The sequence below is a fragment of the Virgibacillus sp. NKC19-16 genome (assembly GCF_021560035.1).
GTDB lineage: Bacteria > Bacillota > Bacilli > Bacillales > Amphibacillaceae > Virgibacillus_L > Virgibacillus_L salidurans.
On sequence record NZ_CP074373.1, the window covers coordinates 3508722 to 3524245 of the forward strand.

Below are 15524 nucleotides of genomic sequence, written 5' to 3' on the forward strand. Positions count from 1 at the left end.
TCCCCTACTATCCACTCTTCGCAAACAATTCCTTCTCCCGCCATTTACCGAATCGATAATACAGATATGCAGCCATACTGCTGACAATAAAACTTGCTCCCATTCCAATCGCAATGCCCGTATCACCGAACAATCTTGAAAATAGTGCTGTCAACGGATAGCGCAGTACCCAGAAAGAGATAATATTTAACGCAAGTACCTGATACATCGCTCCCGCTGCACGGACAATTCCATTTAAAATAAAGTTAATCCCTAAAAATGGATAACATAATGCAATAATTTGCAGGTATCTTGTGCCAAATTGGACGGCATCTTCCTCCTGGATGAAAAGTCGCACTCCATATTCTGCAAAAAGGACTACGATAATTCCTATAACAAGCATAACAGAAAAATTATACAGAACGCCATATTTGGCAATACTTCTCACCCTTGACCAATTCCGTACACCAATGTTTTGCCCTGCCATACTACTAACAGCAACTCCCAAAGCTTGAGCCGGCAGCATCACCAGGCTATCCAATCGTTGCGAGGCACTGAAGCCCGCAACCACAGGCCCTCCAAATGTTGTCACAACACTCATGATAGCCGCTGAACCAGCAGAAATAACGGCCATTTGCAGACCGGACGGAATTCCCAGATTTAAAATCAATCCAACCTCCTGCCGGGAAGGTAATGTCGGGAAACTGAATGGTGCTAGCTTACGGTACAATACATAAACGATTCCGTATATAAACGCAGCCCCCTGTGAAACAATCGTTGCATACGCTGCTCCCTCTACCCCGAGATTAAACCCAGCTATAAACAGTGGATTAATGACGATATTCATCACAACGGCAATAGTCACAAATCGCAGTGGCGTTTTACTGTCGCCCAGTGCACGAAGCACCGTACTGATAAAATTATATCCAAACAGAAATAATATCCCGAGAAAATTAATCTGCAAATAAGCCGCCGCCTCTGCCATCATGTCCTCCGGAGTCCCCATCAAGCCAAGAAGCCCTTCCGCAAATACAAATCCAGCCGTTCCCAGTGTCACAGCCATAATCGTCAAAATCACCACAAAAGCATTAAGATATCGTTTTAGGCCAGCTTCGTTATCCTGCCCCTTTTGCTGTGACAGTATCGCCAGTGCTGCATTATTCAGGCCAATAACAAATGACAGGACGGTGAAAATAATAACACCCGATATGGACACAGCACCTAATGCATCTGCCCCGAGCAAATTTCCAACCCATAAACTATCTGCAAATTGGTACGACGTCTGCAGGAGATTCGTAAGCATAATTGGGCCTGAGAAAATGATTAATTGTTTCAATATATTTCCTTCTGTAAAATCCTGTTGTTTCGGCAACTGTTGTCCACCCTTTCACGAGACGCTCATTCTTTTAGTTTATCATTACTTTCACAATCATGAAACGATGGTGAAACGCTTACATTTTTATGATACTATGAATATATGACTTACAAATCAGAATAAAGGGGATGTTTTACTTATGATGGAAGCTCCACTAACCGTAGGATCAATGCTTGAGCGAGCCGAGAAATTTTTCCCGAAAAAGCAAGTCATCTCACAAACACATGACAAGCTGCACTACCTTACCTATGCAGATATCGGACAGCGGACACGCCGGTTGATGAGTGTATTACATGAGCTCGGCGTACAAAAAGGAGACCGCGTTGGTACCTTAGCCTGGAATCATCACAGGCATCTGGAGATTTATTTTGGTGCACCTGGAATTGGCGCCGTATTGCACACCATCAATATTCGCCTGTCACCTGAACACATTATTTACATCATCAACCATGCGGAAGATAAAATTCTATTTATTGATGAAGATGTTTTGCCCCTTATTGAAAAGATACAGGATCAGCTTACGACCGTTGAAGCATTTGTTGTTATGACAGATAAAAGCGAGCTTCCTGAATCTGGACTGAATCCATTATACTCCTATGAAGAATTACTGCAATCCGGTGATCCAACACACCCATTTATTGAAGGAATCGATGAAAATGACACGGCGGGAATGTGTTACACATCTGCGACAACTGGCAAACCAAAAGGCGTCACTTACTCCCATCGCGGAATTGTCCTGCATAGCTTTGCACTCGGAATCGCCGATACTGCCGGCCTTTCGGAATCAGATGTAGCCATGCCTGTTGTGCCACAGTTCCATGTTAACGCCTGGGGAATCCCATTTGCCAGTACGTGGTTTGGCAGCACACAAGTTATGCCAGGGCCGCGTTTTACACCAAAACGGCTCGCCCAGTTCATTGAAAAATTTGGCGTTACCGTAACAGCAGGTGTCCCTACGATCTGGTTGGGACTGTTACGTGAATTGGAACAGGAAAACTACGACACATCCAGTTTGCGAATGGTATTATGCGGTGGTTCAGCAGCGCCGCTCGGGGTTATTAAAGCATTTGAGGAAAAACATAACATCCCGTTTTATCATGCATATGGCGCAACAGAGACAACACCAGTTGCAACGTTTTCCCGGTTAAAAAGCTATCAGCAGGATTTAAGCGATGAAGAGAGGCTGGAGGAACGTGCCAGACAAGGCATTCTAGTACCAGGGCTGGATATGAAAATCATCGGTAACAACGGCGAGGTCAAATGGGATGACCAAGAAATGGGTGAGCTTCTCTTGCGCGGACCGTGGATTGCTGATGAATATTACAAAGACGACCGAAGCGAGAACGCCTTCATCGACGGCTGGCTCCACACCGGGGATGTTGTAACCGTGGACGAGGAAGGAACGATCAAAATCGTTGACCGTACAAAAGATCTGATCAAAAGCGGTGGCGAGTGGATTTCATCGGTCGATATTGAAAACGCCCTCATTGCGCATGATGCAATTTTTGAAGCAAGCGTTGTAGCAATCCCAGACGCCGAGTGGCAGGAATGCCCTATTGCCTGTGTTGTATTAAACGAAGGACTCGCTGTAGATGGTATGAAGGAAGAAATAATCGAATTCCTGCGTCCACAATTTGCTAAATTCTGGTTGCCGGATGACGTGCTGTTTTTTGATGAGGCTCCAAAGACGTCTGTAGGGAAGTTTTTGAAGCGTGAGTTGCGTGAACAGGTGAAGGCGGAATATAATTTGCAGGATTAGTAGGGTTAAAAGATCAGCTCGCTGAAAAGGGTGGAGAGGCCCCTCGTGTTGCTGATCTTTTTTTGGGGAGTGTAAACTGAACTGTGTAAGTGAGAGAGCGTACGGCTCTTACTTCGCAGTTCAGTTTTTTATTGTTACAATTAAAATAATTCAAACGGGAGGTTATTCTATTGGATAAGCCAAAACGAGATTCCAAGTCTGTTGATCTAGCGAACCGAATAATTGAGGAATATCAACCGGAGTCTGTAGAAGATATGCAAAATGCCCTTAGAGATATCTTCGGACCGATGTTTGAAACGGTGCTTAAGGGTGAAATGAATCACCATTTAGGTTATGAATCGAATGATAAAGATGAAAAGGCTACGGAAAACAGACGTAATGGATACGGGAAGAAATCCATAAAAACCAGTTCAGGTGAAGTAGGTATTAAGGTACCACGTGATCGTGATGGGTCTTTTAATCCTGAACTGATACCCAAACGTAAAAAGGATGTCTCTGCGATTGAGAATAAAGTGATTTCCATGTATGCCCGCGGAATGTCGCAGCGAGACATTTCTTCAACGATTGAGGATATTTACGGTTTTTCTGTCTCTCATGAAATGGTTTCTGATATTACAGATCATGTTCTTTCTGAGTTGGAAGAATGGCAATCTAGACCGTTAAGTAGTTGTTATGCATTTGTATTTGTTGATTGCATGTATACAACTGTTCGTAATCAATATGAGACGAAGAAATATGCCGTCTACACGATCTTAGGATACACCATAGAGGGTACTAAAGAAATACTTGGATTATGGTTAAATGAAACGGAAAGCAAACATAAATGGATGCAGATATTTGATGAAATCAAAGCGAGAGGTGTTGAAGACATTTTCTTTATCTCCATGGATGGTGTGAGTGGCTTAGAGGAAGGTGCACGTTCTATTTTTCCTAATGTGACCGTCCAACGTTGTATGGTTCACTTGATTCGTAACTCCGTTAAATATGTACCAAGCAAAGATTATAAAGCATTCACCAAAGCCTTAAGAAAGGTATATGGTGCACCAAGCCTTAAGGCTTGTCATAGTGCATTTGAATCGTTCCAACAACAATGGGCTTCCTATCCAGGAGCGATTGATGTTTGGACAAGGAACTTTCATCATGTTGAGCAACTCTATGATTATGGAAGTGCTATCCGTAAAGTTATGTACACAACCAATGCGGTTGAGAGTATTCACTCCAGCTTCAGAAAGGTAACCAAAAAAGGAGCATTCCCCAACGAGAACGCCCTTTTAAAAGTCTTATATTTACGCGTGACCGAACTTGAGAAAAAATGGGAAGGTGGCTATATCCAAAGCTGGCCAATGGTTATGAACCAACTCCTCCTACATGAAAATCTTAAGGATAGGGTTTTAAAGTATCTTGAGTAAGAGTTGATTTACACACTTTATTTGACAAACCCTTTTTTTGTGGAGTAGCGTGAACTTGAGCGTGGACATCATAAACTCGGGCGGGAGGAGCTTCGCCATAAAGCTGATTAGTCTAACGGAAGTCCACCCATGTATCATTGATTCTCTCTAGAACACACTGCCAGAAAGCTATCTCCCCCTACAAGTAACCATCACCCAAACGACATCGACCTAATCAGCAATGCCCTCACCAACTAAATCATCAATAATCTCCTCAACTGTTTCTTCCTTCTTAATCGCACCTACACCCTGCCCAGCCCACAATGATTGAAAACCCGCAACACCCAATTCCTTACCTGCTGCTCGTATATCCTTCGTCAACTCATTCTGGATCGGAAATGGCAGTAAATCAACATTACTCGCTCCTACTTCTCGAACAAACCGATTAGTAATAGCCCGCGCTGGCCGTCCCGAGAATACTTTTGTCACAACCGTATCTTCCATGTTCGCTTGTAACAAGGCTCGGCGATAAGACTTGTTCGTCCCTGCTTCTTTTGCCATTAAAAACCTTGTGCCCAATTGGACACCCGAGACACCCATTTTGAATAAAGCTGCTGTTTGATTCGATGTATGTATACCGCCAGCCGCAATCACAGGTACAGAAAGATTTTCTACTAAGGATTGCACTAGAACGATAAGTCCTATATCATAGCCATCTGGATATTCCAACATATCAAAAGTCCCTCGATGGCCACCAGCTTCATATCCTTGTGCAACAACAATGTCATAACCGGCCTGTTCAAGCTGCTTCGATTTCAGCCGCTCAACCAAGACTGAGGATAATACACCAAATGCTGTACTAACAATTGGTATCTTTTCCTCTATGATAATGTCTATCTTTTCCTGTAAATAGTCATATACCTTTACCGCCCTACTACTATTTTCTATTCCTAGCTCCCCTCTATAGTTATCTAATAGCTCCTGCATATCCTGCGCATTCGTCGAGGAAGCTTCCAGACTAACCGTAAATAGATTTACAGAAAAAGGCTTATTCGTCAATTGCTTCACCTGTTGAACCAGAGTTTTCAACGCAGTACCGTTCATGTATCCCGCACCAATTGTACCTAAAGCACCCTTATTCGCTACAGCTGCCACAAGTTCGGGTGTCGTTATCCCTCCCGCCATGCCAGCTTGAATGATCGGGACCTCCACATTAACCATCCTCAAAAAAGAATTCACAAGCAACCCTCCTCGATATATATCATAATTATCACATAATTTATGGGGCATGTCATGCAAATTAAGAAGCAACAACCAACTATAGCCCAATTCGACAAAATTCGGGTGGTGACAGGCACTGTTCGTACCACTGTTCGCATGGATTCCAAACACGCAAAGAGCGCCGTACTGTCCTTCCCCAGCCAGCATGGCGCTCTCATCATATTATTTACTCTCTTGTTCTGCTTTGTATTGTTCAAATTCTTTTGCTGTGCAACGTACCCAGTGTCTTGGTGTGACCTCTCTGAATTCCGGTTGCTCCGATAAATCATGGACGGTGGGGTCATAGCTGAAACGTTCACGCGTACGTTCATATGCCGGATCGGGTAGCGGTATGGCAGATAATAGAGATTTAGTGTAGGGATGGATCGGATTTTTATATAATTCATCACTATCCGCAAGCTCTACCATATTACCAAAATACATAACACCTATACGATCGCTGATATATTTCACCATCGAGAGATCATGGGCAATAAACAAATACGTTAAGCCCTGTTCGTCCTGTAATTTCTTAAGTAGGTTTACTACTTGCGCTTGAATGGAAACATCCAACGCAGAGATCGGCTCATCTGCAATAATGAACTCAGGCTTCACAGCAAGTGCACGCGCAATTCCAATTCGCTGCCTTTGTCCCCCACTAAATTCATGTGGAAAACGGGAAGCATGCTCCTTGTTTAAGCCAACTGTTTCCAGTAATTCTTCTACCCTAGCCTTGCGTTCATCTTGGCCTTTAACTAATTTATGAACATCCAACCCTTCAGCAATAATGTCCATTACCGTCATTCTTGGATTTAATGAAGAAGATGGATCCTGGAAAATCATTTGCATCTTTTGGTTGAATTTTGCAAGTTCATTCTTAGACTTTTTGCCATGAACACTCTCATTATTGAACTTAACTTGTCCATCGGTAGCTTCATACAAACGTATAATGGTTCTGCCTGTTGTAGATTTGCCACAGCCGGACTCGCCAACTAATCCAAAGGTTTCTCCTTTATGAATATCAAAGGTTATTCCATCTACAGCTTTCGTCGTTTTGTTTCTTCCTGCTTTGAAATGTTTCTTTAAATCCTTTACTTCCAATAGTTTCTCTTCTGTCACTGCTGCTCACCATCCTTAGAGCTATTATTCGTGAATCCTTGCATACGCCGTTTCACTGATTCAGGAGGCTCTACCTTTGGCGCATCCTCGTGTAGCAACCACGTAGCAGCATAGTGACTATCTGACACCTTGAACATAGGTGGTTCCATTACTTTATCAATTTCCATTGCAAACCTGTTTCTCGGTGCGAACGCGTCCCCTTTTGGCGGGTTTAGCATATCCGGAGGTGTACCAGGTATGGCAAACAACTCTTCCTCCCCACCATCTAACGTAGGCATAGACCCAAGTAATCCCCATGTATACGGATGTTTAGGATTATAAAAGATATCATCTGTTGTACCAATTTCAACAATTTTGCCTGCATACATTACAGCCACTCTGTCTGCAATATTGGCCACTACACCTAAATCATGCGTAATAAATATGGTGCCACTGTTCATTTCTTTTTGAATATCCTTCATCAATTCTAAAATTTGCGCTTGTATGGTTACATCCAGTGCCGTTGTTGGTTCATCTGCAATCAAAATCTTTGGATTACATGCGAGTGCAATAGCAACAACAACACGTTGGCGCATCCCCCCTGAAAATTCGTGTGGATATTGTTTCATACGAGTAGCTGGGTCTGGAATTGCAACTAAATCCAAAAGTTCCAATGCTCGCTTTTTCGCTTTATCCCGACTCAGGTTTTGGTGTTTCATTAGACCTTCCATAACCTGGTTCCCTACCTTCATCGTAGGGTTTAGCGATGACATAGGATCCTGAAACACCATGGACAAGTCCTTTCCACGGATTTTTTGCATTTGCTGATTTGACTTGTTAACTAAGTCTTCTCCTTCAAGAAGCATCTCACCTGACTTTATGACGCCATGTGGTTTGGGAAGCAGCTGCATTAAAGAAAGTGAGGTCACAGACTTCCCTGAACCTGATTCACCAACAATGGCCAGCGTTTCTCCTTTATTTAAATCAAAACTAACACCTCGTACAGCCTGTACTTCACCATTGTAGGTGTTAAATGATACATTTAAATCTTTGACTTCCAATAATTTACTCATTTAAAAACACCTACCTTATTATTTATGCATTTTCGGGTCAAATGCATCTCGTAATCCATCAGCCAGTATATTAAATGCAATCATAATAACAGATATTAAAATCGCAGGATACAACAGCAAGAATGGGAATTGTCTGAGATTGTCAAACCCAGTGTTAATCAGTGTACCAAGTGATGCCTCCGGAGCTGGAATTCCGAGTCCGATAAAGCTCAAGAATGCTTCAAAGAAAATGGCACTTGGAATGGTAAACATCGTATTTATAATGATGATCCCACTAATATTCGGTAACAAATGTTTCACGATTACTTTGCTATTTGATTGACCAAGCGTCCTGGATGCAAGGACAAATTCCTGGTTTTTCAGTTTCAATACCTCGCCCCTTACAATCCGGGCCATTCCCGTCCAGCCGGTTATCGATAATGCAATAATGATCGATAAAATACCGGGAGGAAGGACCAGCATCATCAGAAGAATAATCACCAAGTTCGGAATACCGATCATAATTTCCAGTATACGCTGCATCACATTATCCACTCTGCCTCCAAAATAGGCAGAAATTCCACCATAAGCAACCCCGATTAGAAGGTCAATCGCTGCGGCCACAAATGCAATAACAAGGGATACTCTTGTACCTTCCCATAAGCGTGTCCATTGATCACGTCCTAATGAATCTGTACCAACCCAGAAATAGGTATCGGCCATATCCTGTGCATGATATACATGATAGGTTGCATCGATTTCGGCAGAATTCTCACTTCCGTCACCTTCATCAATGACCTCAATGTCAATGTATTCCTCGTTGTTATCGTACTGCATCACGGCATCTTGAGTTGCCGCTTCAACAGATTCTCCTTCAAATGAACTACTTAATGTGCCATCAAATCCAAGCCAAGAGATGTTCTCCAAGACAGGTATGCGTGGCGGCATTTTTGTTCGCGATAAATCCTGGTCATCATAACCGTAATCATTTAGAAAAGGACCAACAATACTCATCAGTATAATCAGTACTAAAGCTACTAAGGCTATCATTGCCGGTTTACTTTTAAATAGCGTTCTTCTTGCATCTTGCATAAATGTTCTACTTGGCTTTGCAATCTCTTCACTCGTATCTTCTTCACTTTTTAATGGTACGAGAAGTTCTTTTGGAATTTCGTTTTTATTATTATTATTGTTATCCATATTAACTATCTCCTCCCGTAATTCTGATTCTAGGATCAATTAATCCATACAGGAGATCGATGACTAAAATGATAGCTACAAATAAAAAGGCAAAGAGTAATGTTGTCCCCATAATTGTCGGGTAATCATTTACCATTACCGAATTTACAAATTGTTCACCTATCCCAGGAACAGCAAAAATTTCTTCAATAACTAATGTTCCAGTCATAAGACTAACGGCCATTGGGCCCATAACTGTAACTAATGGTATGAGTGCGTTACGCATTCCGTGTTTGAAAATAATACCATATTCACTGACACCCTTTGCTCGTGCGGTCGTTATAAAATTTGAACCAAGTACTTCGAGCATCTCCGTTCTGGTAAACCTGGCAGCGGTCGCCATCGGGAATATCATCAGAGCAATCGTCGGCAGTATCGAATACTCCCATCCTTGCCATAATGCCACAGGGAGCCACTCCAAATTAACTGCAAAGACCCATTGCAGAAGGCCCGCAAGAACAAAGGAAGGAATCGAAGTACCTAAAACAGCAATAACTGTTGAGGTATAATCAAGCACACCATTGTGGGATATAGCTGCGATTAAGCCAAAAAGGATCCCTAAAATTGTACCAATAACCAGTGCCTGGAAACCTAATTGGATAGAGGGCCCCATTCTATCTAGTAAAATATCAGTTACCGGTGTGTTATCAAAAGCAAATGAAATGCCTAAATCACCTTGCACGAGACCTCCAAGATAATTCACATATTGAATCGGTACCGGGTCATTTAATCCATATTGTTCAAGTACGATAGCTTGTTGCTCTTCACTTAATTTATCATCTGCATTAAGCGGACTTCCCGGCAACATTTTCATAAGAAAGAATGAAAGAGAAGCGATTAGGAATAAGGTAATAGCCATGTACATGATCCGCTTTAATATATATCGTACCATTCCAGTACCTCCTATTAAGTTTAATCTTTTAATCTTCGTTATTGTAAGATTTTTTTGTTTAAAACCTAATAGGAGAGTATGCATCCCGAATTGGTGCACACTCTCCCGTTTAGTCAGGTTTCCTTAATTAAATTGTCAATTACGATAAAATTACTCTTCTGAGCCAACACTTGCCCATTTATATTCATACTTAGCTCCAAATGGATTTACAAATACACCTTCAATTTTTGGAGAAACTAATTGTGCCATTGAACTTTGATATATTGGAGCGATAGCGGCATCTTCAAATAGAATTTGCTCTGCTTCCAGGAAGTTTTCATAACGAGCTTCTGGATCCTGTGCAAGCTCAGTCTGAGCTTCTTCCATTAAAGCATCGTACTCTTCATTGGAATAATCCATTTTGTTATTTCCACTTTCCGTTACCCATAGGCCTAGGAAAGTACTTGGATCAAGGTAATCCGGTCCCCAACCCTGAACTTGGAGATCATAATCCATATTCGTATCTGCATCGATTTGTTGCTCAAATGGAACAGTTCTTAAGTTAACTGTAAGTCCAGGCAAGTTGGTTTCCAGCTGATTGACAATATATTCATTCATTATTGTTGATGTTTCACTGTCACTTGCTAGTAATTCAAGCTCTATGGAGTCCGTTCCTAATTCCTCCAGACCAGTTTCCCATAAGGCTTTAGCTTCTTCCGGATCATATGTTACTAAATCACCACTCGCTTCACGGAAATCTGTGCCATCCGGTGTATTCACAAATTCTGCAGGAACAAGACCGTTTGCAACAAGCGAGCCATTGTTAAGAACGACGTCTACCAAATCCTGTTTATTAAAGGCTTTACTGATTGCTTTACGTATATTTACATTCGCAAGTTCTTCTCTTGATTGATTCATTTTTATATAAAACACACCAGTTTCAGGTGTCACTTGATAATCTTCATGGGATTGATATTGATCGACTAGGTCAGATGAAATATTTGCACGGTCAATTTCGCCACTTTCATATAGATCCACTTGAGTTTGTGGGTCTTTTACAACTTCATAATTCATTGCGTCGAGTTGTACTGTCTCAGCATCCCAGTAATCTTCATTTTTCGTCAAACTCCAAGAGCTGCTTGTGCTTTCCCAGTCTTCTAACACAAATGGTCCATTTGATAGTAATGCATCCGAACTTGTTGCATAACTATCTCCTTGTTCTTCAACAAAGTCCTGATTCAATGGGAGGAACGTCCCGAATGTTGTTAACGATTCAAAGTAAGGTGTCGGGGTCTCAAGTTCAACAACCAAAGTGTAATCATCTTCTGCTGTCACACCAAGATCTTCTACAGGAACATCGCCCGTGTTAACAGCTTCAGCGTTCTTAATAACCCCGCCCATCATATAAGGGCCATACTCAGAAGCTGTATCCGGGTCAACCGAACGCTGCCAGGAATAAACAAAGTCATGTGCAGTCACAGGGTCTCCATTCGACCAAGTCGCATCTTCACGTAAATTAAACGTCCAAGTTAAACCATCTTCACTTACTTCGTGATCTGTTGCTATCCCTTCAACCGGTTCTGCATTTTCATCTAATCTATATAAACCTTCCTTCGTAGCACCAAGGAATTGGAATGCGAATTCGTCAGTTGCTTGTGCCACATCCATTGTAGGGATCGTATCCGCATTTATAAAATTAAGTACTTGCTCACCTTCTCCAGAAGATTCTCCTTCTGTTGTCTCTTCACTTCCCGTGTCTCCTGCGCCCTCTGATTCTCCCTCTTCCTCAAAGGTGCCACAGGCTACTAAAATCGCACTTAGTACAAGCACAAGTGCTAAAAGTAATGAATACTTTTTCATCCAAAAATACCTCCCATTTATGTTATTTTCTAAAAATTAACGCTAAATATATTTAATAGCTATGAGTTTGAGTATACTACTTTTGTACTAAAGTTGTAAAGAGAATTGAATAATTTTTTTACATTATATCATTTAGATTACAATAAAGACTTATGATAATAGTATTTCCCGGTGAATATTTTTCACTATTAATAAGATTACTTACACACACAATTGTGTTATAATAGCCTATGATTCAGAAATTAACGCAAACAATAGGACTTTCTCCCTCTATTGATGTCGTTAAATCAACGTGTTACTCTAGAATAAAGGTGAAAATCAATGTTGAAAAATAAATGGTTATTTCTGCTCACCAATCTTTTTTTGGCGCTCGTCCTTCTTTTACTTTTTGCTCCGGCCTATAATCTTATACATTATATTAACTATCTATTTTATATAAATTTCTTTTACTTGTTGCTAACATTATTTATTTACACCATAAATCACGGCTTTTATGACGGAGTGACTTTTGGTTTCAGAAGATTTTTTGGTATCATGTCAAAGAATAAAGATCATATGGAAGAGTGGAAAGAAAGGGCCCTCCCGTCAGAAAAAATGAACAACACTTTCTACCGGGGTGTTCAGTTTCAAGGTGTAGCATTATTCGTTATTTTAGTCATTTTGCTTGTGATTTATTATTTATAAGGGGCCTGTTCCTCGCTGCGCTAATGTGCTAAAGCAGTGAGGGATAGGTCCTTTCAATAAAAATAAAAAAAACAGTCCCCACGAATAATGAGGACTGTTTCTTTATTCAATTCTACTCTTCAATATAAACATCTTTTAGCTGTAGGATTTGTGTTGGTAACACTTCTAATCCTTTTACTTCATCACGTACACTAAATAGATATTCCTGGTGATGAAGATAAAGCATTGGTGCAATATCTACAAGGAGCTCTTGTGCTTCACTATAGATTTCTTGACGTGCTTCCGGATCCGCTTCCCGACGTCCTTCTTCTAAAAGGGCATCCAGTTCATCATTTTCTGTGAATGTGCGGTTACCTGGCTCTCCTACATTATCGGAGTGGAACAGTGGATGCATCGCGTAATCTGCATCACCTGTAGCAACTGACCAGCCAAGAACGAACATCTCATGCTCGCCGTTCGCCGTTTGCTCCAGATAAGCTCCCCACTCTAGAATTTCTACTTCTGCTTGAATTCCAATTTCTTCAAGTTGTGCTTGAACGTTTGTCGCTGCATCGATACGCTCGCGGCTATCATTCGTCCAAATCGTTGTAGAGAAGCCATCTTCATAGCCGGCCTCAGCCAACAGTTCTTGTGCTTGTTCTACATCATATTCGAGACCGGATACATTTTCATCATAACCGAACACATCCGGTGGTATTGGGCCAATAGCAGGGATACCAACACCATTATAAATACCGTCAATGATTTGGCTTTTATCAATAGCCATGGATACAGCTTGACGTACGAGTGGATCATCGAACGGTTCTTTATCCATATTAAACCCAATATAAGATAAACTTACACTTCCTTGATCATGTACATGCACACCGTCCGTCGTTTCAATTTGCTCAACATCGGATGGGCTGAGCGGGTTACCGATATGTGAATCACCGGTAGTAACCTCTGCAACACGCGTTAAGTCTTCACCTACAACTTTAAACGTTACAGTATCAAGTAAAGCTGGCTCATCCCAGTAATCCTCATTTTTAGTTAAGCGAACATACTCACCTGGAGACCATTCATCAAACTGAAAGTAACCTGTTCCAATCGGATTTTCGTTGATGACACTTCCAGGCTCTTCTCCTTCTTCCATTGCAGCATAATCTGCTTCAATTTGTTCTAACGCAACCATAGCTCCACCGCTGTGAGCTAGATGTGCAGGTAGTGGAGAGAACGGATATTCCGTTGTGAACCGAACCGTATAATCATCAACTACCTCAATATCTGTAATCATATCGTATAAGAATGCACGAGGTGATGCCACATCTGGATCCATCACGCGCTCTATATTTGCCTTCACAACCTCAGCATTAAATTCTGAGCCGTCATGGAAAGTTACACCTTCACGAAGTTGAAATTCCCATACATTATCTTCAACAGCTTCCCAGCTTTCTGCAAGTTCAGGCTGAAGCTCCATATTCATATCTTGTTTCACTAATGTTTCATAGATGTTTGCCTGAACATCACTGGAAGGAACATCATTCGAACCAGCTGGATCTAACGAAACGATGTCAGACATATTTGCGATCACTAAATCGCCACCCTGACCTTCTCCGCCTTCTGCTTCACCATTACCAGCGTCATCTCCGCCCTCTGATGTATCTTCACCGCCACCGTCACTTGTTGAACCGGTTTCATCCGGTTCACTAGCACATGCTGCGAGAAAGATGGTAATTACTAATGCCAAAACCAATAATAACAATGAATTTTTGGACATTTTCATGTGTTATTTCCCCCCTGTTTCTAGTATGTAATAATTCTGTTACTAATCTATAATATACCCTATGTAACGCAAAAACACAAGATAATTTTTTAATTTTTTTCAATGTTAGAATATAAACTTCCTATTTAAAAAGGAAAAAAATTCTTACAGGCTTAAACGCTGATTCCAATAGGTTTATAGATTTTTTATAAAATTACCATATTGTCAAATACTTTATTCGTGGTATAATCTATCATTATAGCGTTTTTAAATGTTTGAATAATTTGTCGAGAAAGGGAGTAAACAAGCCATGAGTGTAGAAAGAGAGACAATCATAGACGATCCCAAAACTGCTGTTAAACCACCTAACCCCCGCCTGAAGAATTTAAAGATTGTCTATAACAAACTCAAGAGGAACAAACCGGCGATGGTCGGTGGTATTCTAATACTTTTTTTCATTATTGTCGCAATAGTTGGACCGTTTGTGGCGCCTTTTGATCCGTATGCGCAGGACCTTGTAAATAAACTTGCTCCGCCATCCGCTGACCATTGGTTTGGTACGGATAGTTTTGGACGTGACATTTTTAGTCGAATTCTGCATGGGATGTCCATCACATTATATATTGGCTTTTTCTCAGTAGCATTAGGCGGTACCATTGGCGTATTGCTTGGAATTATTTCCGGTTATTACGGCAAACGTACAGATTCGTTCATTATGAGATGTATGGATGTACTATTAGCTTTCCCTGGTATTCTATTAGCACTCGCAATTGTGACAGTACTAGGTAGTAGCTTGAACAACGTTATTATTGCTGTAGCTATTTCATCACTCCCGGTTTTTGCCAGAATTACACGAGGTTCAACACTTTCTGTAAAAAACCTTGAATACATAGATGCGATGAAAGCTTTAGGTGCCAGTGATGCACGTATTATATTTAAACATATATTTCCGAATATTACCTCACCAATCATTGTACAAGCTACAATGTATATTGCGACAGCTGTTATATCAGCTAGTGGCCTATCCTTTCTTGGACTTGGAGCACAGCCGCCGATGCCGGAGTGGGGCGCTATGCTGGCAGATGGACGTAATTATCTATATAACGCCTGGCACGTTGCATTCTTCCCGGGTATTATGATTGTTGCTGTTGTACTTGCATTTAATGTTCTTGGTGATGGATTAAGAGATGCACTTGATCCGAAGATGAAAGAGTAGAG

Annotated in this window: 12 protein-coding genes; 4 read left to right on the plus strand and 8 right to left on the minus strand. The window is 41.3% G+C overall.

The genetic code is table 11. From position 1 onward, the window contains the following. Positions 1 to 7: 7 nt before the first annotated feature. Positions 8 to 1351, minus strand: coding sequence for an MATE family efflux transporter (locus KFZ58_RS17450; protein WP_235792553.1), 1344 nt, complete (start codon positions 1349 to 1351; stop codon positions 8 to 10). 142 nt (positions 1352 to 1493) lie between these two features. On the opposite strand from KFZ58_RS17450, the gene KFZ58_RS17455 reads away from it, so the two are divergent. Together KFZ58_RS17455 and KFZ58_RS17460 are read left to right on the plus strand one after the other, a co-directional pair. After that, positions 1494 to 3113 (plus strand): long-chain fatty acid--CoA ligase, encoded by a 1620-nt coding sequence (locus KFZ58_RS17455; RefSeq protein WP_235792554.1) that lies wholly within the window; start codon positions 1494 to 1496, stop codon positions 3111 to 3113. A gap of 170 nt (positions 3114 to 3283) precedes the next feature. Then, the gene (locus KFZ58_RS17460) at positions 3284 to 4522 is read left to right on the plus strand and encodes an IS256 family transposase (protein WP_304956804.1); all 1239 of its coding nucleotides are present in this window, start codon (positions 3284 to 3286) and stop codon (positions 4520 to 4522) included. Between the two features lie 210 nt (positions 4523 to 4732). Here the strand turns inward: KFZ58_RS17460 and KFZ58_RS17465 are convergent, their stop codons facing one another. The 6 genes from KFZ58_RS17465 to KFZ58_RS17490 form a co-directional block, all read right to left on the minus strand. Then, entirely contained in the window at positions 4733 to 5740 is a 1008-nt protein-coding gene (locus tag KFZ58_RS17465) for an NAD(P)H-dependent flavin oxidoreductase (RefSeq protein ID WP_235792555.1), read from the minus strand. A 204-nt stretch (positions 5741 to 5944) separates the two neighbouring features. Beyond that, complete coding sequence (locus tag KFZ58_RS17470; RefSeq protein WP_235792556.1) at positions 5945 to 6880, minus strand: ABC transporter ATP-binding protein; 936 nt, start codon at positions 6878 to 6880, stop codon at positions 5945 to 5947. Further along, positions 6877 to 7932: an ABC transporter ATP-binding protein gene (locus KFZ58_RS17475; RefSeq protein WP_235792557.1), complete on the minus strand. Its 1056-nt coding sequence runs from the start codon at positions 7930 to 7932 to the stop codon at positions 6877 to 6879. Before KFZ58_RS17475 ends, KFZ58_RS17470 begins: the two co-directional genes overlap by 4 nt. Positions 7933 to 7950: 18 nt before the next feature. Beyond that, positions 7951 to 9111: an oligopeptide ABC transporter permease gene (gene opp3C, locus KFZ58_RS17480; RefSeq protein ID WP_235792558.1), complete on the minus strand. Its 1161-nt coding sequence runs from the start codon at positions 9109 to 9111 to the stop codon at positions 7951 to 7953. Between the two features lies 1 nt (position 9112). Further along, positions 9113 to 10042, minus strand: a complete 930-nt coding sequence (gene opp3b, locus KFZ58_RS17485; RefSeq protein WP_235792559.1) for an oligopeptide ABC transporter permease — start codon at positions 10040 to 10042, stop codon at positions 9113 to 9115. Positions 10043 to 10192: 150 nt separating this feature from the next. Further along, on the minus strand, positions 10193 to 11881 hold the full coding sequence (locus tag KFZ58_RS17490; protein WP_235792560.1) for a peptide ABC transporter substrate-binding protein: 1689 nt from the start codon (positions 11879 to 11881) through the stop codon (positions 10193 to 10195). A gap of 321 nt (positions 11882 to 12202) precedes the next feature. Here KFZ58_RS17490 and KFZ58_RS17495 point away from each other — a divergent pair, with 321 nt between their 5' ends. After that, positions 12203 to 12565: a DUF3899 domain-containing protein gene (locus KFZ58_RS17495; protein ID WP_235792561.1), complete on the plus strand. Its 363-nt coding sequence runs from the start codon at positions 12203 to 12205 to the stop codon at positions 12563 to 12565. A gap of 112 nt (positions 12566 to 12677) precedes the next feature. Here the strand turns inward: KFZ58_RS17495 and KFZ58_RS17500 are convergent, their stop codons facing one another. Beyond that, positions 12678 to 14327, minus strand: coding sequence for a glutathione ABC transporter substrate-binding protein (locus KFZ58_RS17500; protein ID WP_235792562.1), 1650 nt, complete (start codon positions 14325 to 14327; stop codon positions 12678 to 12680). 289 nt (positions 14328 to 14616) lie between these two features. Here KFZ58_RS17500 and KFZ58_RS17505 point away from each other — a divergent pair, with 289 nt between their 5' ends. Then, positions 14617 to 15522 carry an ABC transporter permease gene (locus tag KFZ58_RS17505; RefSeq protein ID WP_235792563.1) on the plus strand — a complete coding sequence of 302 codons (906 nt, stop codon included), beginning with the start codon at positions 14617 to 14619 and terminating at the stop codon, positions 15520 to 15522. Positions 15523 to 15524: the final 2 nt, after the last annotated feature.